The organism is Desulforamulus aquiferis (assembly GCF_030577015.1).
In the GTDB taxonomy this organism is placed as follows: Bacteria; Bacillota; Desulfotomaculia; order Desulfotomaculales; family Desulfotomaculaceae; genus Desulfotomaculum; species Desulfotomaculum aquiferis.
This window is the reverse complement of the sequence record NZ_JARPTC010000015.1, coordinates 1-21,994: the sequence shown is the minus strand read 5'-3', so window position 1 is coordinate 21,994 and position 21,994 is coordinate 1. Positions and strand designations below refer to the sequence as shown.

The window sequence follows — 21,994 nt, the reverse complement described above, 5'->3', positions numbered from 1 at the left end:
AGCGGCGCTCCCCTTGGGTTTCTTTCTGTTTGGTCAGCCCATGATTGTTCCGAAGATCTTGCCTGCCAAAGTAGACATGATAATAACAAGAAGGATGTAAACGGCGGTCTTTTTAGTTCCCATAATTTGGCGGATAACAATCATATTGGGTAAGCTTAAGGCTGGCCCCGCCAATAGTAGGGCCAAAGCAGGACCTTTTCCCATGCCGCTGCCTAAAAGACCTTGTAAAATTGGCACTTCCGTTAGGGTAGCAAAGTACATGAAGGCGCCGAAAACTGAGGCTAATAGGTTAGCCCAGAGGGAGTTTCCGCCAACAAGGGCTGCAATATAGTTCTCAGGTATGATACCTGAATCCAATCCCGGGCGACCCATGAGGAAACCTGCAACCATAACCCCCGCAAGAAGCAAGGGGAATATTTTTTTGGCAAAGTCCCAGGTGGAGTCAAGCCAATCCTTAATTTCATCCTTTTCAAACCATAGTTTTAGCATAATGGCTAAAAACACTAATAAAATAAGAGTTAGATACCAGTGCACATTATATACTGCATTGAAGAATCCCACTGATTCAGGGGGTTTACCCCAGGCGGCAAAAATTAAGATTAAAACCATGGTGAAAAAATATGCAGCATACTGAGTCAGAGATCTCTTGTCTTCAGGTGGCGGAGGCATGGTTAGGGCTGCGGCTTCCTTTTCTCTTTCTTCCTTCAAAAAAATGAAGTGCATCAATAAGCCAATTATGATAGAGAAAATCACTGCACCAACTGCCCGGGCGATGCCCAGTTCGATTCCTAGAATCCTTGCGCTAAGGATGATTGCCAAAATATTTATGGCAGGGCCAGAGTAAAGGAATGCTGTGGCTGGGCCGATCCCGGCACCCCTGGTATAAATACCTGCGAAGAGAGGAAGTACAGTACAGGAACAAACCGCCAGTACGGTACCAGAAACTGAAGCAACACCATAGGACAGTATTTTATTGGCCCCTGCACCAAAATACTTCAGTACCGATGCCTGAGATATAAAGACAGCAATGGCGCCGGCTATAAAAAAGGCGGGTATTAAGCAGGTCAGTACGTGTTTTTGAGCATAGTCCTGGAGCATATAGAAGGACTCCAGGATAGCTGATATTACTCTGGGGTTTTCTAAGGGTATATAAAAGGCTGCTAAAAATACTCCTGCCATAAGTAAAAAAATATTTCTTTCCTTCATGGTGAAACCTCCTTGGTACTGGTAAACTAAGTGATTTAACTAGCAACATCTAATGTTTTTATAACTATATTCTATAATTCTAATACTAATACTAATAATGTATAAATACAAGGGGTATTTAATCATTAGTTATAAAAATATATTATTGACACATGGATAAAGTGAGTTAAAATTTAAGATAATTATCTATGTAAAATTGTGGAATATTATTAAAGGAGGGATAAGCTGTTATGCGCATGTTGGCGGAGTTTTTTCCTGAATTTACCCAAAAGCTAGATGAAATGGATGCCCTTTATAATGAGAAGAGGATGATTGATGAAAAGACATACCAGTTTATATGTTTTGCCCTATCAATCAAGGCCAGATCTAAACCATGTGTCTTAAAGCACTTCAAAGGGGCCCTGGAGGCTGGGGCCACCGTACAGGAAATTGCTTACGTATTTGCCTTGGTTATGCGTGAGGCTGCCGGAGCAGATGATTGCTGGACCCATGATGTTATTGGGGATTGGAAAGAGATCCTAGCCGGAAATATTAAATGCGATTGTCAGAAGTGATATATGAACCTTGCGCCCTGCTATTTTAAATGATATATTATATAATAATTATATAGTTATATAAGGGGGCGTTTTATTTTGGATATTAAGGTATTAGGGCCGGGATGTCAGAAATGCAAAACTCTGGATACTATGGTAAGGGAAGTAGTTGCCGAGCTAAACCTCCAAGCTAATATTGAAAAAATTGAAGACATTCCCCAAATAGTACAGTATGGAGTTATGTTGACTCCGGGTCTTGTAGTAAACGGTAAGGTGAAAGCCTCAGGTAAACTACCAAGTAAAGAAGAGCTTAAAAAAATATTAGCCCAAGAGCAATAATATAAAGCGAATATAAAGCGAAAGTAGGGTTCAACCGTACTTTCGCTTTTTCAATAATGTGTATGATTTACTGGGTTGGTCAACCCTTAACAAAAGGATTCTATAGATAGTATTATTGAAAACTAAAGATAATGCTGATAGAATGAGACAAGCTGTTAAGATTTTAAGGGGTGAATACTCATGGATCTAAGCATACTTGAGGGTACATTTGCTGTTTGCCGGCTGCAGCCGGGGGTTGTACCTGGGTGGGCATTTTCCAATAAGGATTTTGTTTCAGTGACCAGTACAGAGGAAGAAGTCTCTATAGTTTGCAATGTTGCCAATGTGCCCCAGGGAGTAATATGTGAACAGCCCTGGGTGGTCATTAAAGTAAGAGGCCCCCTTGATTTTGGTCTTACAGGGATATTAGCAAGTCTAGCCAACCCTTTAGCTAAAGCAGGTATATCTATCTTTGCAGTTTCTACCTTTGATACCGATTACTTATTAGTTAAAATGCAAGACCTGCCAAAGGCTAGACAAATATTATTGGATAATGGTCATTGCTTCGATGGATTTGCTCTGAATGTTGCTGTTTCAACAGTCTGAAGGACTATTCGACCTTTAGGTGAATGGTCCTTAAATGTCGGAGAATTTCTTAGCGCCGGATATTATTGATTTTAAAAATACAGATTTCAGAGGTTCTATGGCCATTAGTGCCTTGTAGGGGGTAGATTTTTCTAGGAGGCTGCCGATTCTTCCTAAGGCCCTGTGGCTTAACTTACCAGGATCATCAAAGACTAGGTTGGCCAATTTTCCCCTTTCAATAGCCATGGCAATGTATCTGTCGAAGGTCGTTTCCGGCGTAAAAACCCTACGAGGGCGTGGCTTCATGGTGATTCCTCCTGTCTTGCAGGCCGAATAACAGACCCCACAGCCCAGACAGAGCTCCTCCTGCAATTGGATCGAGGACTTTGATTTTTCCGAGTTTCCTTTTATTATACCTATTGCACCCACTGGACAAGCCTTAACACATAATCCGCACCCTTTACACTTAGCCTGATGGATTTCCATAATCCAGTTGGAGCTGACAATAGCCTTGGGAAGGTTAAAGGTTTTTATGGCTTGAAACATTCCGCAGCAACAGCTACAGCAGTTACAAATATACCCTACAGATTTTTGTACATTATCTGCTGTTTGGGCAAGTCCTGCAGCTTTACATTCCTCTAATATACTCATTGCCCGGGAAGTTGATATTCTTTCAGCAATTCCATTTTTTATTAATAGCTGGGCACCGCCGTTTAGGGTCAGACAAGTTTGCTGGGGGCTATCGCATCCTTTGCCAAGGTGGTGAGCCTTATGACGGCAGGCACACAAAGAAACCCCTATATCGGTAGCTGATTTGATGATGTTGGTGGCCCTTTCCCAGTCGAGCATTTCAGTATAATCTGTTTCTGGTAAAGCTTCTTCCCTTACTAGTGATCTGCCAATCTGGGTAGACCCTTCAAAGATTGATTTGGCGAAGCGGTCATCGGCCATCATATACTCCTCAAAGAGTTTAGCTAATTCTGCCATGGGCAGGTCATCCCGGGTACGCATGAAGGTGAACTCGAAAAAGCCAATGACTACGGGTGCCAGGGCAACATAATATTGGCCAGCGAATTCTATGTCGAAAACCAAACCCCGGTGGGCTAGATCTGTGACGCGTTCCTTAAGTTCCTTTTCAGTAACCCCCAACTTTTGTGAAAGAGTACCCATGGGTGTGGGGCGAAGTGGTATTTGGCTGGCAAAGTTTGCCTCCTCGGGTGTAAACAGCAGTCGGAGAATTTTAATAAAAACCTCCGAATCCGGGGCGCCTGTTACATTTAAATCTAATCTTTGCTGAAGTAGATGATATTCCCGATCTGGATTAACGATATGGCCCAAGACTAATCCCCTTTCTATTTTTCAACTAGCATGTTCAAATACTACACAGACCTGCTAAAAAAGTCAAACCCGGGAAAAATCCCGGGTTTTCAGACTGGCGAGAAACTACCTATATTCGTGTTTTAATAATCCCGGGTTTTATTTAGATTCTAAATTGAGCTATTGAAACTTGAAGTCTGCTGGCTATATTTGCTAATTCCTGGGTAGCACTGGCCACCTGTTGAATGGTAGAGGTTACCTGCTCATTGCTGGCAGAAAGACCCTGAGTACCTTCGCTGGTTTGCTGTGCGCCGTGGGAAATTTCTTGGACCAGTACAATATTATGGTTTATGGCTTCGATGATATTGTTAAGGGCTATGCCAGCCTGGTGGGCAAGTGCTACCCCTTCTTGAACGTCGCTGGAGCCCTGTTCCATAAAACTAATTGTACTGTTAATGCCTGATTGAATTTGTGATATTATTTGACCTATTTCTTTAGCTGCTGTAGCGGACTGCTCCGCAAGCTTTCTAACCTCATCGGCCACCACAGCAAATCCCCTGCCTTGGTCCCCTGCACGTGCCGCCTCAATGGCGGCGTTTAAGGCTAGCAGGTTAGTTTGGTCAGCTATTCCGGTGATTACATTAGTTATATTACCTATCTTTGCCGAGAGGGTTCCTAAATGTTGAATGGATTCGTTTGCCTCATCGACTGACCGGGCAATGTGATTTATTTTGTCGGTGGTCTTCATAACCGTATTACCACCGGAGGTAGCCACTTCTATAACTTTGACAGATTCTTCTGCAGTGATACTGGCATTTTCCAGGCTTTTTTCTGCCATAGCCGCTACCTCGGAGGTGGTACTGGCCACCTCTTCTGCTGTACCTGTTACCTCTTGGGCTGACGCTGCCAGCTGTTGACTGTGGGCGGCCACTGACTGGGCCACCTCCGTAATTTCTGTAATCAAGTTTTTAAGCTGCTCCCGGGTTTGATTTATAGATGCGGCTAGTTCACCGATCTCGTCCTTGGTTTTCACCTCTATTGCTTGGGTAAAGTCACCAACTGCCAGATGTTTAATACCTGCTTGAATTTTTTTAACCGATTCGGTGATGCTTCGGGTAATAAGAACTGCTGATATAACTCCTAATAAAATAGCAATAAGGCTAAAGGTTATAACAGTTTGCCGACCTTTACTTGATGTATCAATGGTACGCTGAATTTCTTTTTCACTGGTCTGCCTATTTTCGTCAATTCTTTCTTGAATGGTTTGGTTTATTGAGGCTGTAATTGGAGTAAGGGTGCTACCTACGGCGGTTGCCTCCAATGTTTTTTGCTCCTTAAGGAGTGGAATCATTTTTTGACTAATGGATTGATCGTATTCCTGAAAGTCCAAAAGAACCTTTTCATATTTTGGTTGTTCTTCAGGGGAAGAATTTGATATTCTTTCGTTAATTAGTTTTTTAGTTTCAACAACATTGGCGGTGTATTCATCAAGAAACTTTGCGTCACCGTAGGTTGTATAGCCCCTAATAGCCAGGGCCACATTTTGGAAGCTGTTTTTTATTTGATAATCTAAGGTTACCCGGTCATACAGGATATCTACTGAATGCAAGTCTTTGTCCGTTGAGTTCATTACATGCACACCCTGCACAGTTATAAGGGATAGAAGTACCACGAGGATTAAAAAACCTCCTCCAATTTTCATGCCTACCGATAGTCTCATTGGGGGATGACCTCCTTAATAATGATTGAAAACTAGGAAAAGGATCTCTTTAATTGGTTCGTTCTCTTAATTTTATATGGATCCTGAGTTGAAAACATTGCTTTTACAGAATCTTAGTTTCTTCGTAAGGTTAATGTAATAACAATTACCGGAAAAATAGAAAGAAGTAGAGGAAGGCCCTCTACTTCTTAGATGCTGTTTTTATCTGAATTGCGTTGAACCACTTCGGATAGTGGAACTATTTTTATCCCTTCCTTTTCTATCATGGGGATAGCTGCTTTGACTGATCTGGCAGTAACGTTACCTCCTTGCCCAACGTGACCAATAACAATGGCGTAGCCCTGTTTATGGGCAACCTTACAGGCTTTGCGAAACTGCTTGCTGATATGTTGATCTGATTTCACATCGTCTAGGAAGATATCCCTTTTTACTGAAGCTACACCAAGGGTTTTTGCCACCGGCATGATCTGAGATTTCATTGAGGTACGGCTATCTAAAACATAAAGTCCTTTATCCTTAGCAACCTCAAGCATGGGCAAAATCTTATCCCTTTGACTTGTTATCTTAGAACCTGTATGGTTATTAAAGCCTATGGCATGGGGCACCGTATCAAGATTGTTAATAAAGGTTTCCTTTATTTCATCCTGGGTCATAGCTGAGGTTATTGCTCCAGGACCTAACCAGGACAGCTTACCCTTAACAGGTTCCATTGGCTGGTGCAGGATGACCTCATGACCGTTTTTATGTGCCATTTCACTATGGCTTAATGAGTTAGTAAGATTTGGCATTACTGCTGCAGTAATGGGGCGATCTAAGGTGAGAAGTTGTTCTACTCCATGACAATCCGCTCCACCAAAATCATCAATAACAATGGCCATAATAGGCCTGCTTACTGAAACCGTTTCGCGGGAAGTGGATAGATATCCTGTTATACCAAGGTAACCAATGGTCACAAGTAAACCTATAAGAATTATATATTTCAGATATCGTTTCAGCACCAACTCTTCATTCCCACCTTATTGATAATTTGTATTTTGTAATGATTTAGTTTCTGTCTCGGAGTTTCTTTTTATTTTTAGGTATTCAATAATACCGTCTGCAGTGGCTTTGGCCAGAACGTGGCGGTATTCCTGTCCCATTAAGAGCTTTCTTTCTTTAGGATTGTTAATAAAACCCATTTCAATTATTACACAGGGCATGCTTGTTCTTGTTAATATATAATAGCTTCCTGGCTTGTAAGACCTTTTCCCAATACCAGGTATTTTATGAAGTTCCCTTTGAATCTGCTCTGCAAGGAGCTTGCCTTGAACAGATTTACCATAATAAAAGGTTTCAGGTCCCATACAACGTCTTCGTCCAACATTACAATGAATACTAACCATAATATCTGCATCAAAATTCCTGGCAAAATCTATCCGACGTTCAAAGTCGTATCTTTTAGCTTCTTTTTTTCTTAGTCCAGGAACTGCATGATTATAGTCACCATATCTGGTTAATATCACATCAACATTATTTTGCTTCAATATTTTTTCAACTTCGAAGGCTATTTCTAGGTTTATTTGTTTTTCCATTATTCCTTGTCTTATGGCACCTGGATCGTAACCACCATGACCCGGGTCAATAGCTACTTTACCAAGGGAGACTTCACCCCAGCAGATACTCGGACACAAAATAATTGTACATAAAACAATTATTCTTATTAGCAAAAGATCACCACCAGGTTATCTATCTCCAGAGTTATTTTGCCTAAAAAAAAAGAATATCATCCTGATAAAATAAAGAAAATCGCTAGCACTTGAATGTATTAATTGATGACCTATAGAATGCTCATTAATAGATATAAAATTCCAAGTAATAGAGGTTGATGTATGAGATATATTAGGAGGGAATGTTGACCTAGGTAAACTAGATAACTTTTGGTGAAGTCCATTTTAAAAAGACTCTTTTTTTCTTTGTACACTAATTTGCCTAGGGCTACTCCGAGAAGGAATAACCCAAACCAGGGTATAAGGGGATAATAATCCATTGAATAAAAGGGTTCACCTAACAGGCCAACAGGTGCCAAAAGATTATTTGGCATTGTAAGCTGATTTTTATATTGACCCCCTAGAATAATAATGCCACCAAGAATAAATAAAAAAGAAGGATTGATATTTTTAATTATTGAGTAGAGCAAAATACTTACACCAAGAAAATGCAAAATTCCAAAGAAAATATTAGACCCAGGGACAGCATAGGCAGTAATGATTGTTATGACGAGGGCTATCATTAGTAAAATCAAGCCCCTTTTTAAATTATTTTTACTTAAGGTGCAGCTAATGCCTGATATAAAGATAAATATGGAGGCGGCCAGCTTACCGGAATAATAGATTAACCCTTGTTCATAATTAATTGGAACATTATAGAATTCATTAAGATCGAATAGGAGATGAAACAGAACCATGATGATAATGGCAATTCCTCTGAAAAAATCCAACTCCCATATCCTAGGGGATACATGCATATAAGTCACCTTTTCAGTTAGTTATATGGAACTATTACCATAGGTACTAAATATTTTTTAATGCTTTACTTTAGTATAAATAGTCGAAAGCTATATTATTTATTATAATAGTATCTTTATTAAAAGGGAAACGGTCACCCTAGGGTAACCGTTTATTAAATCGACATTTTATAGAGTGGCTGTTGCCTGTTGTTTAGCCTTCCTCAAACGATTAAGATTCTTCATTCCTCTACTTATTTCCATTACGTTGGCATCCTCCGCATTTAAATCTTGGGTAATACTTTCAAGGGCTATCCAGGGATCCACATGCTCTCCACAGGTAAAAATATCTACCGCGGCATAGGCTAGCTCCGGCCAGGTATGAATAGTTAGGTGGGATTCAGATATGACGACTACACCGCTTACACCCTGGGGCTCAAACCTGTGAAAAACTACTTCTCGAATTTCGGCCTTTGCTTTTTTTGCAGCATTTACCATGATATTTTGAACGGTTTTTATATCATTTAACTTATCTTGATCACAATCCCATATTTCCGCTAATAATTGTACACCCAGCGGGTGTCCAAATACGCTCATTAAACAACCTCCCAATATATAGTGTTAAAAGTAGTTTTTCCTAAAAAGTATTATATAAATCATGTAATCAATTTTAATAGGCATAACCATTTATTGGAACCAAAGAAGCTTTAAATCCATAGTATTTTAATATAAGATAGCAGGGAGGTAGATTTATTGAATATGACTAATTTTGAACAGGTTGCCCTTTTTGAACAACGTTTTTGGCTACAAATTATGGGTGATCATGTAAGATTTATTTTTGATACATTAGCACCATCGGAAACCGAAGAGATAAGAAAGGCACAGTATTTTATAACCACCTTTGACCAACTTTTGCATCAAGCAAGACAACCTCTGGGCAGTCAACAAATAATAGCATTATCCCAGCAGGCACAGCAACAAACCCAGGAATTGCGTGTATTTAAGCTGGACTTAATCAGGCAGCATCTGGTAGGAGATATCGTCATTGGCTTACCACCTACCTTTATAAATCACATGGTTAACGAGTTGGATGAGTATCTTCGTGTCTTAGGATTCTTGGTGGCTGGCCAGATTCCACCCATTCAGCACCCAGTTCAGCTTCACCTTACCTGGCTTCTTGATGCGGCGGGGCACGCCTCCGCTATAGCTGGGGATGTTGATATGGTTGAAAAGAAGGTAATGGAGGACAGTCTGGTATTCACAGAGCATTTTGAACAGTTTTATATCAAGGCCACCGAAATGGCAGGCTATATGAGAACTGGCTTGAAGGAATTTCCAGCCCTCAGCAGATTTAATAGACAAGTGGAACTGGAAATATTATTATTTATGGGCTTCCTAAGGGAGATAGAGACTTTAGAGATTAGCAACCAACTATTAAGCACGCTAACACCTCTAATGCCGGATCATATGTTTAGGGAAGAATGCTATTATTTAACAAAACTTGCCTTGGCCTCAGAAGTCAAGCAGCCGGCTTGTGATCCAACCAAGCCTAGAACGGAACAATAGCCTAATATTATTATGTAAAGAAGTGAATATCTGCCTCTTCCATAGGAAATCATATTTTCCGAAGAAAGGGTGTTTTTGTTTGGAAGAGCTATTTAAGGTTCTATGGAAAAGTATAGTAGTGTTTATCATGCTGGTGGTTTTTTCCAGGATAATTGGCAAAAAGTTATTATCTCAGTTAACTTTTTTTGACTTTACCATTGGAATATTAATTGGCACCATTACCGGCACCTTTGTAACAACGGAAGTTAAAGGATTGATGGTCCTCCTTAGCCCGGTAATTTTAACCCTGCTGGTTGTGATGGTTGCCTTTCTTACAGTTAAAAGTATGCCCGTTCGCAAACTGCTGGAAGGTGAGCCGGTGGTTGTAATCCAAAACGGTAAAATAATGGAAAAAGGTATGCTTAGATTAAGGTATCATTTAGATGATCTAGAGATGCAGCTTCGGGAAAAGGGGATTTTTAATATTACAGAGGTAGAGTTTGCAGTAATGGAACCCCACGGGTATCTAAGTGTATTAAAAAAATCCCAGCATCTACCCGTAACTATGAAAGATATAGGCAAGCCAACCCAGTATAAAGGTATGGCCACAGAAATTATTAAAGACGGTGACGTTTTTGAGCAAAATCTGAGACAGAATAATTTAACCTTTGCTTGGCTTTATGAGGAGTTAAGAAAAAGAAATATAGAGAAGTTATCGGATGTTACCTATGCTAGCTTGGAATCTGATGGAACGTTATATACTGATGTTAAGGATGATAAATTGGAGTATGTGCAGAAGGTCGAGGATGGTCCAATAACTAAATTAAAACATTAATAAATCATTGCCAATATCAAAAATATTTGATATGATATAACCATGATTGATACAGTTAAAATCAGCAAAGCACTAAGTGATCCTATACGTTATAAAATTATGTTAATGTTGGCCCAGACCGAAGAGGGCTGTTGTCCCATGCCGGGAGAGGATGATCGACGACCGGGCTTATGTAATTGTGAGTTAATGTCAGAACTGGGATTGATCCAGTCTAGGGTATCATATCATATGAAAGAGCTAACCCAGGCAGGTCTAGTTACAGAGGAGCCAAGGGGTAAGTGGAAAATTTATTTTATTAACACTGCTACTTTTAGAAAGTTTATTAAACAAATTGAAAAAGATTTTGCTTTGAAATAAGTAAATTTTTTTGCTTGATGATATCAAAAAAAATTGATACGAGGAGGTCTTGCTTTATGGAAGATATTAGGAAGAAGGTGAAGGAGAGATATGCCAATGCCATTACCAAAAAGACTAGTTGTTGTGGACCTAAAGCCGGAGGTTGTTATGGAAATTCCCTGGATGAACTTAATGTAATTACCGGCAACTTATACAGTAATGATGATTTAGAAGGAATACCCAGTGATGCAGTGATAGCCTCCTTTGGGTGTGGAAACCCAACTGCCCTGGCAGAACTTTACCCAGGGGAAGTGGTTCTTGACTTAGGAAGTGGGGCGGGCCTGGATGTATTGCTTTCGGCCAGGCGGGTAGGTCCCACTGGTAGGGCCTACGGACTTGATATGACTGACGAAATGTTGGCAGAGGCCCGAAATAATCAAGCCAGATCTGGTTTGACTAATGTAGAGTTTATTAAGGGACACATTGAAGAAATACCATTAGAAGATAACAGTGTCGATGTGATTATTTCAAACTGCGTGATTAATTTATCAGGGGATAAAGATGAGGTGCTTAAAGAAGCGTATAGGGTTATTAAACCCGGGGGAAGGTTTGCTGTTTCAGATATTGTGTTAATGAAGCCATTACCAGAAAAGGTACAAAAAAGTTTAATAGCCTGGACTGGCTGTATTTCAGGGGCCTTAACGGTGGAAGAGTACAGGGAAAAGCTTGCTGCTGCAGGATTTACCTCTATAGAGGTCCAACTTACCAGGGTTTATAACTTCTCAGAAACCGATGCAGCAAATATTATGCCGGAGCTAGCAAAGGAGGAGCTAGAAAAGGTCAATGGAAACGTAGGGAGTGCTTTCATCAGGGCTAATAAAAAGGTCGCACCATAAGTTCTATTGCAAAAAGGTCACCGCCTATGGAGAGATGACCTTTTTGCTGACTTATATTTTCTATGGGTTACCTGTCCTGATAATTTCTGCAAACTCCTTAGGCAAGCCAAATTGTTCAATCTCCATGGCTGTATGTTCAAAATCATAGGAAACCTCGACTATCTCTGGAAGCATTTTACCTGCCTCAAGATTCAAAAGGACATAGGTAACATTAGGATTGCCGTGTTTTGGCTTGCCAACACTGCCAACATTAATAACCTGACCGTTGCTTACCTTTTTATAATAGGGTAAGTGAGTATGACCACAAAGCAAAATATCACAGGCACTTTCCGAGATTAGTTCTTCAAAATAGTGATCTTCTATATTCTCAAAGAGATATTCATTTAATTGTCTGGGGCTGCCATGTACCATTAAAAATTTCATACCTTCCATAGTAAATGCTAGCTTGTGGGGTAGCTGCCTTAGCCAAAGCTTATTTTCCTCACTGGTGTGTTCATTAGTCCACCTAATGGAGGCCTCTCCAAGTTTTAAGGCCTGCTCGCTTTTATAATCACAACCACAAATAAATCTAGTATTTCCTATGGCATCGTCATAGTTCCCCATGACGGTGGGAATATTAGTCTGCCTTATTAACTCTATAACTTCATTGGGGCGAGGACCATATCCTACAAGGTCACCGGCACAATAAATATGATCCACTTTTTTATTAGCCATGTCCTGTAATACGGCTCTAAAACCAAGTATATTGCTATGAACATCGGAAAATATTGCTAATTTCATATATTAAAATACCCACCTTTACTGATTTGATTTTATTTTACAATAGAATAGACCTGATATAATTAAGAATATTAAAATATAAAATTAAGTTTATGTTAAATTACAATCTCTTTAATAATAAAACTATTATAGTAGGGGCAAATAGAGAAAAAATTATACACCTATATGTCTTTTACTGGAGTTTTTTCACTACCTGGTATATAATTATATTAGAATGCTTAGACAGGTGGGAGAAAATGAAGGAAAAGATTTCTCAGCTAAAGGCAGATTTATTCAAGGCTATCGCACATCCTACAAGAATACGTATTTTAGAACTCCTCAAGGATGGGGAATTATGTGTGTGTGATATTTTTGAGGAACTTAATGTTGAACAGGCCAATACTTCTCAGCATTTAGCTATACTAAAAAAGCAAGACATATTGCAGAGCAGGAAAGAGGGACTAAGGGTCATCTACAGTATCAAATACCCAGAAATAATTGATATTCTGAAAACTGCGGACAACCTGCTTTTGCAACAGGCAAAGGATACCATGAGCACCTTCAATACCGATTAATAAATAAGTAAACACCGCTTGCCATTCTAAGTTGCAGCGGTGTTTTTGCTTGTTTGCCATGATTATAAACTAGCCAGGGAATTTTTTGTTATCTTCCGAGGTATCTTTTTTTATTTTTTTCCAGAGTCCACGGGGATTTTTGATACGTCCAAGGAAAAAGGGAAATCTACTTCTTGAGTTAGCCTTATTTAGCCTTATTTTTTTCCTATCAATCCTCGCGGTTAGCTTGTTTGTTTTGTTGTAAATGAACAGAAAGATAAAATATGACAGGACCGATATCAGTAGAGCATTTATGGCACTACCGAGGAGATAGGCAGGTCCGGCAGTTTGGAAAAAGTCTATTACCTTATCAATAAAAGTAAGGTCATAATCAAAGGTATATTCCTGTGGCGGAGTATCATCATGACCTATTAGCCGGGCACCGGTTTTATAATTAAAGATATATAGAAAAGGAGAAATATAGGTTAATAATAGAGCCGGCAAAGTGACAGCTACAATATTCAGTTTAAGTATTTTTCCCAGTATTATACCCAGGGGAATATTAATTCCGGGCAAGGGAAGAAATGCGAGACCGAACCCTAATGAGATGGATTTGGCCAATCTATAGGGACAATCCTTAAGTCTTAACAGTTTATCACAGGTATCTTGTAATTGTTTAAAAATCATAACCACCTCATTATGACGAGTAAAGAATCAGGGCAACGATACCATTATAACACAATCATAAGTCACGGATGAAATGTTGAAATTACTTATAATAAATAATTACAAACTTTTAATGATTTTTAAAAAGCAGAACGTATTACTGTACAGTTGACAGGTAAAACTGTATAATATATGATGAGGTGATCAAAATTGGGGATGTAATTAAATTTAAAATTGGGGAAATTGCAGAAATGGCAGGTGTCAGCAGGAGAACCATTGACTATTACACCAACCTTGGTCTGCTTAAACCGGTTAGATCGGAGAGTAATTACAGGTATTATACCCAGGATGCCCTAGTACGTTTGAAATTCATTGAGATAATGAAAAACCAACGGTTTACCTTGGATGAAATAAAAGCACGCTTTAGCTTTTTTGATATAACTTCTCCCCAGGCAGGGAAAAGTAAAAGTCAGGTAAAAACAGTAACCCTTGATGTCCTGGTTCAAGAATTTAAAGAACTCGAAAAGCAGTTAGAGCAACTAAAGCCAAGCCTAAAGGATATGGATGCAGATCAAGCTTCCATGGTGACAAAGCAGGTTATGCTTCGAACTATGTCGCTGATGCAGGCCATGATCCTATATATTTCAGAATTGACTCCCTATGTATAACCTTTGCTGGCAGCTCTGTTAACAGAGTACCATAAATATTTTATATTTAATGAGAGGTGGTTAAAATGAATACTTTAAAAGTATGGTTATTAATGGGTACTTTATCCATACTCCTAGTTTTTCTAGGTGGTGCCATCGGTGGACGGTCAGGGGCGATGCTGTTTTTTATAATTGCCATGGGTATGAATTTCTTTAGTTACTATTTCAGTGATAAAATGGCAATCAAAATGACCAAATCTTATCCGGTTACTGAATCTGATGCACCTGAACTTTACGAAATGGTAAAGAGACTTTCCAGACGTGCAGGTATTCCTATGCCAAAGCTTTATATTACTCCCTCGGATCAACCCAATGCCTTTGCAACAGGACGCAACTATGATCATTCTGCCGTGGCAGTTACCGAAGGTCTTCTGCGCTTGTTGAATAAAACTGAGCTGGAAGGTGTAATTGCCCATGAATTAGCTCACATTAGAAATAGAGATGTATTAGTTGGTACTATTGCTGCAGCCCTAGCTGGTGCCATTAGTATGATGGCAAATGCATTCCAATGGGCAGCTATATTTGGTATGGGGCGTGGTGACGATGAAGAGGGTGGAAGCATGGCCGGCGGTTTAATCATGGCTTTCATTGCACCCATTGCCGCCATGATTATTCAAATGGCTATCTCCCGCTCCAGAGAGTATATGGCCGATGCAACCGGCGCTCAAATTGCAGGAACTACCGAAGGATTATCCAGTGCTTTACTGAAATTAGAAGCAGGGGCACAGCGTATTCCGATGCAGGTAAATCCAGGAACTTCTCACCTTTTTATTATCAATCCCCTTGCCGGTGCTTCCCTGGCTAAATTATTTAGCACCCACCCACCCATTCAGGAAAGGGTGCAGAAGTTACGTCAGATGAGGGTTTAAGTTGGTTGAGAAATGATGAATTGTCAATGGGCACTTTGAATAAAAGTGCTCATATTTTATTCTCATCAACCGATATTGTTAAGTTCCTATATTGGTGGGAATATTTATCTTATAAAACAATTACGTGGCAACTGGGGGCCGACCTATGGTTAGAAAGAACATTGTTGTATTAGGTGCAGGTTACGGTGGTGTAAGGGTTACCCAACGGTTAAGTTCATTTCTACTCCACCGGTCAGATTATCAAATTGTATTGATCGATAAAAATGAATATCATACTTTTATGACTCAATTGCATGAGGTGGCCCTAGGGGTTAATGATTATAATGACGTGATTGTTCCTCTGCAGGACATCCTAGACGAGCGGAATATTACCTTTATTAAAGGTCAAGTACATAAAATTAATTCCGCCAATAGGGAGATAGAGTTGGAAAAGGGAGAAATAAAAATTCCCTTTTGTTATTTAGTTATTGCTTTGGGTGGTGAACCAGAGTATTTTGGCATTGATGGTCTAGAGGAATACAGTACTAGCTTGAGTAGTTTGGAAAACGCCAAGGAGCTATATTCTGTGGTGAGAAAGGAGCTTTCTTACCGGGAAAAGACCCTCACTTTTGTCGTTGGTGGGGGTGGTTTAACAGGGGTGGAAATGGCTGGGGAGCTAGCTTGTTTTATCGGTAGGTATGCAGAAGAAAATCACATAAAAGAAGATAACTTTAAAATTATCTTAATAGAGAGTGCTGATGAGCTGCTGCCAGGCATGTCCCAAAAGGTTGCAAGCTATGCCAGGCAAAGCTTGCAGCAGAGCGGAGTAGAGGTTATTACGGCAGATAGATTAACAAGGGTTACTCCGGGGGAGATATATCTAGCATCAGGAAGGACAATAAACTTCACTACTTTTATTTGGGCTGGCGGAATAAGGGGCAATAGAATCATAGCAGAGTCAGGCTTTGAAACAGATAATCGAGGGAGGATGATTGTTAATAGCTGTCTGCAATATGTAAAAGATAAGCAGGTTTTTGCGGTGGGGGACTCGGCCCTGGCCAAGGACCCCAAAACAGGCCTGCCGGTTCTTCCCACTGCCCAGGCGGCATTAAGGCAAGGGAAAGTGGTAGCAGAAAATATTTTAGCAGAAATAACCGGAGGCCAAAGGGTAGAATATCAGCCAGGTAATATTTTACTGCTAATAAATGTTGGTAGAAAGCAGGGTTTGGGGGAAGCAAAAAGATTCTTTAAAATTACCGGGAAGCCGGCTGCATGGCTAAAGAAGCTTATTCCAATGAGGTACCTATATTTATTGGGAGGAGTTAAACTACTTGGTCACCGCCTATTTTCCTTAAACCGACCAAAATAGCAGGATATTTAAGATAACCGTCATATAATGACGGTTTTTTTAGTCTTAGTAGTTTTTCTAATAATTGGCAATAAGGCATAAGGAACAGTGGGTATATCGTTGATAATAAACCAATATATTTTATAGATGTGAATTTAAATGAAAGGGGAGAAAATTTTTTTGTCTGAGGATATAATCAATAAGGGTGTCTCCACCACAGCCGAAGAACATGTGAAACGTTGGTGTGCCTTAGCAGCACCCTACCCAGAACCACAGGTTCTCCGTCCTAACCCCTATTATGCATCACTTTTGTTGGAGGACTATGCTGGCTCAGTTAGTGAAATGACCGCCATTAACCAGTATTTTTATCACTATCTTACCCTTTATCAATATCATGACCTGGCTGAATTGCAAGAGTGCGTATCCATTATAGAGATGTATCACCTGGAGCTGTTAGGAGAGACCATTCGAATGCTGGGTGTTCCTCCTGAGTATCGGACCCTTACCAACAATAAGCCTGTCTATTGGAATGCTTCCTACGTTTATTATGGTTATGGGATATGTGATAAGTTATCGGCTGATATTGCCGCGGAAAAATCAGCCATCCAACAATACCGGCTACACCAGCAATTGATTGACGATCCCTATATTAAGGCTCTTTTGGAGAGGATAATCTTAGATGAGCAACATCATTTAGCTCTTTTTAGCCAGGCAGCTGCCAAGTACTGCCCAAATATTAAGGTTTAGAAAATGGGCAAGATCATGAAGCTAAATTCATGGTCTTTTTTCTTGTTAAGGAAGTACAAAACTTGGTTTAAAATATACTGGAAATGTCAAAGTTATAGGTAAATATTTGAAGCCGGTCAATATTTGGCCACTTTAGGAGGTAATCATGGGAAAACAAACTATCGATAATTTAAAGGCTGCCTACGCGGGCGAAAGTATGGCCAGAAATTATTATTCTTTCTTTGCTTCGGTGGCTAAAAAGGAAGGCTGGCAGGAGATTGCAGAAATATTTGAGGAAACAGCCAGGAATGAAAAGGAGCACGCCGAGGTAATCCTTAAACTCTTAGGGGGCATCAAAGGAAGTAAAGAAAACCTCCTGGCATCAATTGAAAAAGAATCCTACGAGTGGAAGGATATGTACCCGGAATTTGAGCGTATTGCCAGGGAAGAGGGAGAGACCGAAGCTGCAGCCTTTTTTGCTACTGTCCAGCAGGTGGAGCAGCATCATGCCGAACGCTTCAGAAAGTTGCTTGAACTGTTAGAGGAACAGAAGCTTTTAAAGAAGGACCAAAGGGTGACCTGGAAATGCAGGGAATGTGGTTATCTTCATGAGGGTAATGAACCCCCGGAAAAGTGCCCCCTATGCGGTCATGGAAAGGCCGATTATGAACCTGTAGTAAAGGATTATATATAAGTTAATACTGATATCATCCCTTTTAGGAAAACAGTGGGTAATACACTTTCCTAAAAGGGATTTTTATTTTAGGACTCGAATATTTAAGCTATTGTGCTATTTGCTAAACTATTCCTTTTATTGTAATGTAATAAAAAAATTTAATTAAAAAGGAACTTAATAATGCCTACAATAATTCGTTCTTTATTGCGTTGGTTGACGATGGCTTTGCCTGTCCTATATATGGGTTTTATCTGGTATTTATCCGGCCAACCCAGTAATTCTGTTGTTGATCTTGGTGTGCATGATTCATTAATTAAAGAAAGTCTGCATCTTGTGGAATTTGCTATACTGTATTGCCTGTTGATATTGGCAATTTTGGCCCGAGGAAAACTAACAGCCAGAGGAAACATCCTGGCGGTGGGTATTTCTGTTGCTTACGCCTTTATAGATGAATTCCATCAATTCTTTATTCCATCTAGATCAGCGACGCTAATTGATATAGTTAAGGACCTCATAGGGATTGCCATTGCCTGGTATTTCGTTAGACAGGTATATTTTAAAAACACAGACTCAAGGATTGGTCAGTTGTTAAAAGGGTTTACTGACAAAGTGGCACGGAAAGATGAAGAATATAAAACAGGCAGGTGAGTTTGGTGGAGTTTACTTTTGACCGGGAGAGGTGGAAGGCTTACCTGGCAAGGGCATATCAATGCTTGCATGATATTCCGGAGCCCAGCTGGCAAGAAAAGGCCACTACTAATTACCTTAAGCAGTCCTTAGTGCAAATAGGCTATAGTATTAATGAGTTTTCAGATTGTACCGGTGTTATTGGCGCCTTTGGTAAGGGTCCCATTACGGTAGCCCTTCGGGCAGACATTGATGCCCTATGCCACCGGACTGATTCAGGTCAAAGGGTAGTTCACTCCTGTGGTCATGATGCACATATGGCTATGGTTTTAACTGCAGCGGCTGCACTTAAGGATTACATAAAGATAGCTGACAATACGCGGGTTAAGGTCGTATTCCAACCGGCTGAGGAAAAATGTGAAGGTGCTTTGGCATATGCTAAAAGGGGAGTGATGGAGGATGTATCCTACCTTTTTAGCGTTCATCTACGTCCCGTTCAAGAACTGCCGGGAGGAAAGGCCTCGCCGGCTATCCAAAATGGGGCGGCCTGTGTTCTTAAGGGTGTAATTAGGGGTACCAGTGCCCATGGCGCGAGACCGCACCTAGGGATTAATACCATAGAGGTAGCCTCTGCCCTGGTACAATTACTTCATGGCTTACGCTGGAACCCATTAATGCCTGCTTCAATTAAAATGACCAGCTTGTCCGCAGGCAATGAGGCTGGAAATGTGATTCCCGATTTCGCTGTATTTACCCTTGATCTGCGGGCTCAGTCAAACAGTCATATGGAAGAGCTTGTACAAAATGTTGAGCAATTGGCTGGGGGAATTGGAAGTCTTTATGGGGCAAGTATTTCCCTGGAACGGGGGATGGATGCTCCGGCGGCAGAGCTTAACAGCCGGGCAATAGAACTAATGACCCGGGCTATTGAAGAAACAATAGGTCTGGAAAACCTTTCTCCGATCATAGTGACCCCGGGGGCTGAGGACTTTCATTATTATACCCGCCTTAGCCCACACCTTAAGGCAACCATGCTGGGCTTGGGCTGCAACCTGCAGCCCGGCCTACATCACCCCAATATGTCCTTTGAACATTCATATATGCTGGATGGTTCGGAAATATTGGCAAGGGCTGTGTGGCATGCCCTTAATAATTAATACGGTGGAGTAGAAAAGGTGAGGAGAAAACAATGACATTGCCGGATATTACCATAAGACCTTTAACTACAGTTTCTGAAATGTATGAGTTACAGAAAATAGAGGATTTAGTTTGGACAGGCGAAATAACTACACCTATTCATCAAACCATTACGGTGGCAAGGAATGGTGGTATAATACTGGGAGCCTTTTTAGGTGAAGAAATGATTGGCATGCTTTACAGCTTTCCAGGATTTTATAACCAGCAGGTTTACCTTTGCTCCCACTCTATGGCTGTAAAAAAAGAGTTTCGATCCGGTGGGATAGGGGAGAGATTAAAGCGTGCCCAGGCTGAAGCCGCCATAAAGGCCGGCTACAGGCTGATGACTTGGACCTACGATCCCCTTGAAACGGCTAATGGTTACTTGAATGTAGGCAAGCTGGGGGCAATTTGCACGACCTATATAACTGATTGCTATGGGGAAATGGAAGACCCCATGAATCAAGGGTTGCCCACGGATCGTTTTAAGGTGGAATGGTGGCTTAAGGAACAAAGGCCAGATCTCTCTGCCGGCAAAGAAAAAAGCCTGTTGGTTTGGAAACAAGGAAATAACAGGTTGCCGGTCCCTAAGCTAATTAATGATGATTTAGCCGGTGCCGAAGTGGTCAGCCTGTCTGTGCCGGCTAATTTTCAGCAGATCAAGGAAAGTGATCTGGGTTTAGCCAGGGAGTGGAGATTTATGACAAGACAAGTGCTTACGGATTATTTTAATTCAGGCTGGGCTGTGGCAGGATTCCGGTTAAGGCGCGGTGAGCCTGTTCATGAGTATCTGCTTACTTATCGGAATAGTTTAGGATTACCGCCAGCCCCCTGGCAGAAGGGAGAATAGCCTTGGACATATATTCTATTACCCTCAGAGCCATGTTGATGCGCATGAAAGCACCCTTTACCACCAGCTTTGGAACAGAGTGGGATAAGCATTTTATTCTGGTGGAGGTACGGGATAAGGAAGGCTTTAATGGCTGGGGTGAATCTGTAGCCATGAAGGAACCCTTGTATAATGAGGAGACAGTGGGTACTAATTGGTTGATGTTAAAGGAAATGCTTATACCCCTGCTGTGGAAAAACCCCATAAAGCATCCTGGGGAAATAACCCCTCTCTTTAGGCCCATTAGAAGAAATAATATGGCTAAGTCGGCCCTTGAAGGTGCCCTTTGGGACCTCTATGCTAAAAGGAATAATCAGAGCCTCAGCAGTCTATTGGGCGGGAACAGAAGGGAAATAGAAGTTGGTATTAGTTTGGGCATTGAGACTTCCCTGGATATATTATTATCCAAGGTTGAGCAATATGTGGGTGAAGGGTATAAACGCATAAAAATTAAGATTAAGCCAGGCTGGGATTTGCATGTGGTTGAAGCCGTTCGTAACAAATTTCCCGATATAAAATTAATGGCCGATGCCAATTCTGCCTATACCCTGGCCGATACCGAACGCCTTGGCCAACTGGATAGGTTTAATTTAATGATGATCGAACAGCCCCTGGCCCATGATGATATTATTGATCATGCTTCCTTGCAAAAAAGGCTAAAAACACCCATTTGCCTTGACGAAAGTATTCATTCCCTGGAAGATGCCAGGAAGGCAATTGAAATGGGCAGCTGCGGCATAATCAATATCAAGGTTGGACGTGTTGGCGGATTAACTGAAGCTAGGCGAATACATGACTATTGCGTGGAAAAAGAAATACCTGTTTGGTGTGGTGGAATGCTGGAGTCCGGCATTGGGCGCGCCCATAACGTGGCCATAACCACGCTGCCTGGTTTCACCTTGCCCGGCGATACGGCAGCATCCAGCCGATACTGGGAGAGGGATTTGATTGAGCCGGAAGTAACTGTTACCAATGGAGTAATTCATGTGCCAGAAAAGGCGGGCATAGGCTACGAACCTAACAGGGAGTTGATAGAGCAATTTACCCTTTATAGTGAGACCTTTCGTGCCAGTTGATAAAAAATAGGTGAGCAAAAGCTCGCCTCAGACTATGAGAAAGCTACACCTGGGTTTTAATAATCCCGAACAGCGACATGCGAAGCAGTGGAAACAGCGCTTCGTGAAGCTGAGGATGCGAAAATGGGTGCCCGGACATGGACGTCCGGGCAAGCCTGAGGTAAACACG

The 21,994-nt window shown here is 41.0% G+C and carries 26 protein-coding genes; 17 read left to right on the top strand and 9 right to left on the bottom strand.

Translation table 11 applies throughout. From position 1 onward, the window contains the following. Positions 1-33: 33 nt before the first annotated feature. A complete protein-coding gene (locus P6N53_RS10550) occupies positions 34-1,206 on the bottom strand; it encodes a permease (protein ID WP_304542895.1) in 1,173 nt (390 codons plus the stop codon). A gap of 230 nt (positions 1,207-1,436) precedes the next feature. Between P6N53_RS10550 and P6N53_RS10545 the strand changes: the two genes are divergently transcribed. The 3 genes from P6N53_RS10545 to P6N53_RS10535 all read left to right on the top strand — a co-directional run bounded on the left by P6N53_RS10545 (position 1,437) and on the right by P6N53_RS10535 (position 2,663). Continuing rightward, the gene (locus tag P6N53_RS10545; RefSeq protein ID WP_304542893.1) at positions 1,437-1,760 is read left to right on the top strand and encodes a carboxymuconolactone decarboxylase family protein; all 324 of its coding nucleotides are present in this window, start codon (positions 1,437-1,439) and stop codon (positions 1,758-1,760) included. 78 nt (positions 1,761-1,838) lie between these two features. Continuing rightward, positions 1,839-2,078 (top strand): thioredoxin family protein, encoded by a 240-nt coding sequence (locus P6N53_RS10540; RefSeq protein ID WP_304542891.1) that lies wholly within the window; start codon positions 1,839-1,841, stop codon positions 2,076-2,078. Between the two features lie 180 nt (positions 2,079-2,258). Continuing rightward, on the top strand, positions 2,259-2,663 hold the full coding sequence (locus P6N53_RS10535; protein ID WP_304542889.1) for an ACT domain-containing protein: 405 nt from the start codon (positions 2,259-2,261) through the stop codon (positions 2,661-2,663). 30 nt (positions 2,664-2,693) lie between these two features. Here P6N53_RS10535 and P6N53_RS10530 read toward each other — a convergent pair whose 3' ends face one another. From P6N53_RS10530 to speD, 6 genes are all read right to left on the bottom strand, one after another. Next, positions 2,694-3,980, bottom strand: a complete 1,287-nt coding sequence (locus P6N53_RS10530; RefSeq protein ID WP_304542887.1) for a 4Fe-4S binding protein — start codon at positions 3,978-3,980, stop codon at positions 2,694-2,696. A gap of 142 nt (positions 3,981-4,122) precedes the next feature. Continuing rightward, positions 4,123-5,679, bottom strand: coding sequence for a methyl-accepting chemotaxis protein (locus P6N53_RS10525; RefSeq protein WP_304542885.1), 1,557 nt, complete (start codon positions 5,677-5,679; stop codon positions 4,123-4,125). Positions 5,680-5,867: 188 nt separating this feature from the next. Then, the gene (locus P6N53_RS10520) at positions 5,868-6,677 is read right to left on the bottom strand and encodes a divergent polysaccharide deacetylase family protein (protein ID WP_304543000.1); all 810 of its coding nucleotides are present in this window, start codon (positions 6,675-6,677) and stop codon (positions 5,868-5,870) included. A gap of 18 nt (positions 6,678-6,695) precedes the next feature. Next, complete coding sequence (locus P6N53_RS10515; protein WP_304542883.1) at positions 6,696-7,385, bottom strand: N-acetylmuramoyl-L-alanine amidase family protein; 690 nt, start codon at positions 7,383-7,385, stop codon at positions 6,696-6,698. A 110-nt stretch (positions 7,386-7,495) separates the two neighbouring features. Then, positions 7,496-8,155, bottom strand: coding sequence for a heparan-alpha-glucosaminide N-acetyltransferase (locus tag P6N53_RS10510; RefSeq protein ID WP_304542881.1), 660 nt, complete (start codon positions 8,153-8,155; stop codon positions 7,496-7,498). A 195-nt stretch (positions 8,156-8,350) separates the two neighbouring features. Then, positions 8,351-8,758 (bottom strand): adenosylmethionine decarboxylase, encoded by a 408-nt coding sequence (speD, locus tag P6N53_RS10505; protein ID WP_304542879.1) that lies wholly within the window; start codon positions 8,756-8,758, stop codon positions 8,351-8,353. A 162-nt stretch (positions 8,759-8,920) separates the two neighbouring features. Between speD and P6N53_RS10500 the strand changes: the two genes are divergently transcribed. From P6N53_RS10500 to P6N53_RS10485, 4 genes are all read left to right on the top strand, one after another. Beyond that, positions 8,921-9,727, top strand: a complete 807-nt coding sequence (locus tag P6N53_RS10500) for a DUF2935 domain-containing protein (RefSeq protein WP_304542997.1) — start codon at positions 8,921-8,923, stop codon at positions 9,725-9,727. Between the two features lie 79 nt (positions 9,728-9,806). Beyond that, positions 9,807-10,541 (top strand): DUF421 domain-containing protein, encoded by a 735-nt coding sequence (locus P6N53_RS10495; RefSeq protein ID WP_304542877.1) that lies wholly within the window; start codon positions 9,807-9,809, stop codon positions 10,539-10,541. A 42-nt stretch (positions 10,542-10,583) separates the two neighbouring features. Beyond that, the gene (locus P6N53_RS10490) at positions 10,584-10,898 is read left to right on the top strand and encodes an ArsR/SmtB family transcription factor (RefSeq protein WP_304542874.1); all 315 of its coding nucleotides are present in this window, start codon (positions 10,584-10,586) and stop codon (positions 10,896-10,898) included. Positions 10,899-10,954: 56 nt separating this feature from the next. Next, positions 10,955-11,773 (top strand): arsenite methyltransferase, encoded by an 819-nt coding sequence (locus tag P6N53_RS10485; protein ID WP_304542872.1) that lies wholly within the window; start codon positions 10,955-10,957, stop codon positions 11,771-11,773. 60 nt (positions 11,774-11,833) lie between these two features. Here the strand turns inward: P6N53_RS10485 and P6N53_RS10480 are convergent, their stop codons facing one another. Continuing rightward, positions 11,834-12,553, bottom strand: coding sequence for a metallophosphoesterase family protein (locus P6N53_RS10480; RefSeq protein ID WP_304542869.1), 720 nt, complete (start codon positions 12,551-12,553; stop codon positions 11,834-11,836). 236 nt (positions 12,554-12,789) lie between these two features. Here P6N53_RS10480 and P6N53_RS10475 point away from each other — a divergent pair, with 236 nt between their 5' ends. Next, the gene (locus P6N53_RS10475; RefSeq protein WP_304542867.1) at positions 12,790-13,107 is read left to right on the top strand and encodes an ArsR/SmtB family transcription factor; all 318 of its coding nucleotides are present in this window, start codon (positions 12,790-12,792) and stop codon (positions 13,105-13,107) included. A 69-nt stretch (positions 13,108-13,176) separates the two neighbouring features. On the opposite strand, the gene P6N53_RS10470 is transcribed toward P6N53_RS10475, so the two are convergent. Then, positions 13,177-13,773 carry a DUF2062 domain-containing protein gene (locus P6N53_RS10470; protein ID WP_304542865.1) on the bottom strand — a complete coding sequence of 199 codons (597 nt, stop codon included), beginning with the start codon at positions 13,771-13,773 and terminating at the stop codon, positions 13,177-13,179. A 179-nt stretch (positions 13,774-13,952) separates the two neighbouring features. On the opposite strand from P6N53_RS10470, the gene P6N53_RS10465 reads away from it, so the two are divergent. The 9 genes from P6N53_RS10465 (at position 13,953) to menC (ending at position 21,825) form a co-directional block, all read left to right on the top strand. Further along, positions 13,953-14,420: a MerR family transcriptional regulator gene (locus tag P6N53_RS10465; protein WP_304542863.1), complete on the top strand. Its 468-nt coding sequence runs from the start codon at positions 13,953-13,955 to the stop codon at positions 14,418-14,420. Between the two features lie 65 nt (positions 14,421-14,485). Further along, positions 14,486-15,328 (top strand): zinc metalloprotease HtpX, encoded by an 843-nt coding sequence (locus P6N53_RS10460; RefSeq protein ID WP_304542861.1) that lies wholly within the window; start codon positions 14,486-14,488, stop codon positions 15,326-15,328. 145 nt (positions 15,329-15,473) lie between these two features. Then, complete coding sequence (locus P6N53_RS10455; protein WP_304542860.1) at positions 15,474-16,676, top strand: NAD(P)/FAD-dependent oxidoreductase; 1,203 nt, start codon at positions 15,474-15,476, stop codon at positions 16,674-16,676. 159 nt (positions 16,677-16,835) lie between these two features. Next, the gene (locus tag P6N53_RS10450; protein ID WP_304542858.1) at positions 16,836-17,402 is read left to right on the top strand and encodes a ferritin-like domain-containing protein; all 567 of its coding nucleotides are present in this window, start codon (positions 16,836-16,838) and stop codon (positions 17,400-17,402) included. Positions 17,403-17,547: 145 nt separating this feature from the next. Beyond that, entirely contained in the window at positions 17,548-18,075 is a 528-nt protein-coding gene (locus P6N53_RS10445; RefSeq protein WP_304542856.1) for a rubrerythrin family protein, read from the top strand. Between the two features lie 162 nt (positions 18,076-18,237). Continuing rightward, positions 18,238-18,705: a VanZ family protein gene (locus P6N53_RS10440; protein WP_304542854.1), complete on the top strand. Its 468-nt coding sequence runs from the start codon at positions 18,238-18,240 to the stop codon at positions 18,703-18,705. Positions 18,706-18,710: 5 nt separating this feature from the next. After that, on the top strand, positions 18,711-19,841 hold the full coding sequence (locus P6N53_RS10435; protein ID WP_304542853.1) for an amidohydrolase: 1,131 nt from the start codon (positions 18,711-18,713) through the stop codon (positions 19,839-19,841). Positions 19,842-19,873: 32 nt separating this feature from the next. Further along, the gene (locus P6N53_RS10430; RefSeq protein ID WP_304542852.1) at positions 19,874-20,710 is read left to right on the top strand and encodes a GNAT family N-acetyltransferase; all 837 of its coding nucleotides are present in this window, start codon (positions 19,874-19,876) and stop codon (positions 20,708-20,710) included. 2 nt (positions 20,711-20,712) lie between these two features. Then, on the top strand, positions 20,713-21,825 hold the full coding sequence (gene menC / locus P6N53_RS10425; protein ID WP_304542851.1) for an o-succinylbenzoate synthase: 1,113 nt from the start codon (positions 20,713-20,715) through the stop codon (positions 21,823-21,825). Positions 21,826-21,994 lie beyond the last annotated feature (169 nt).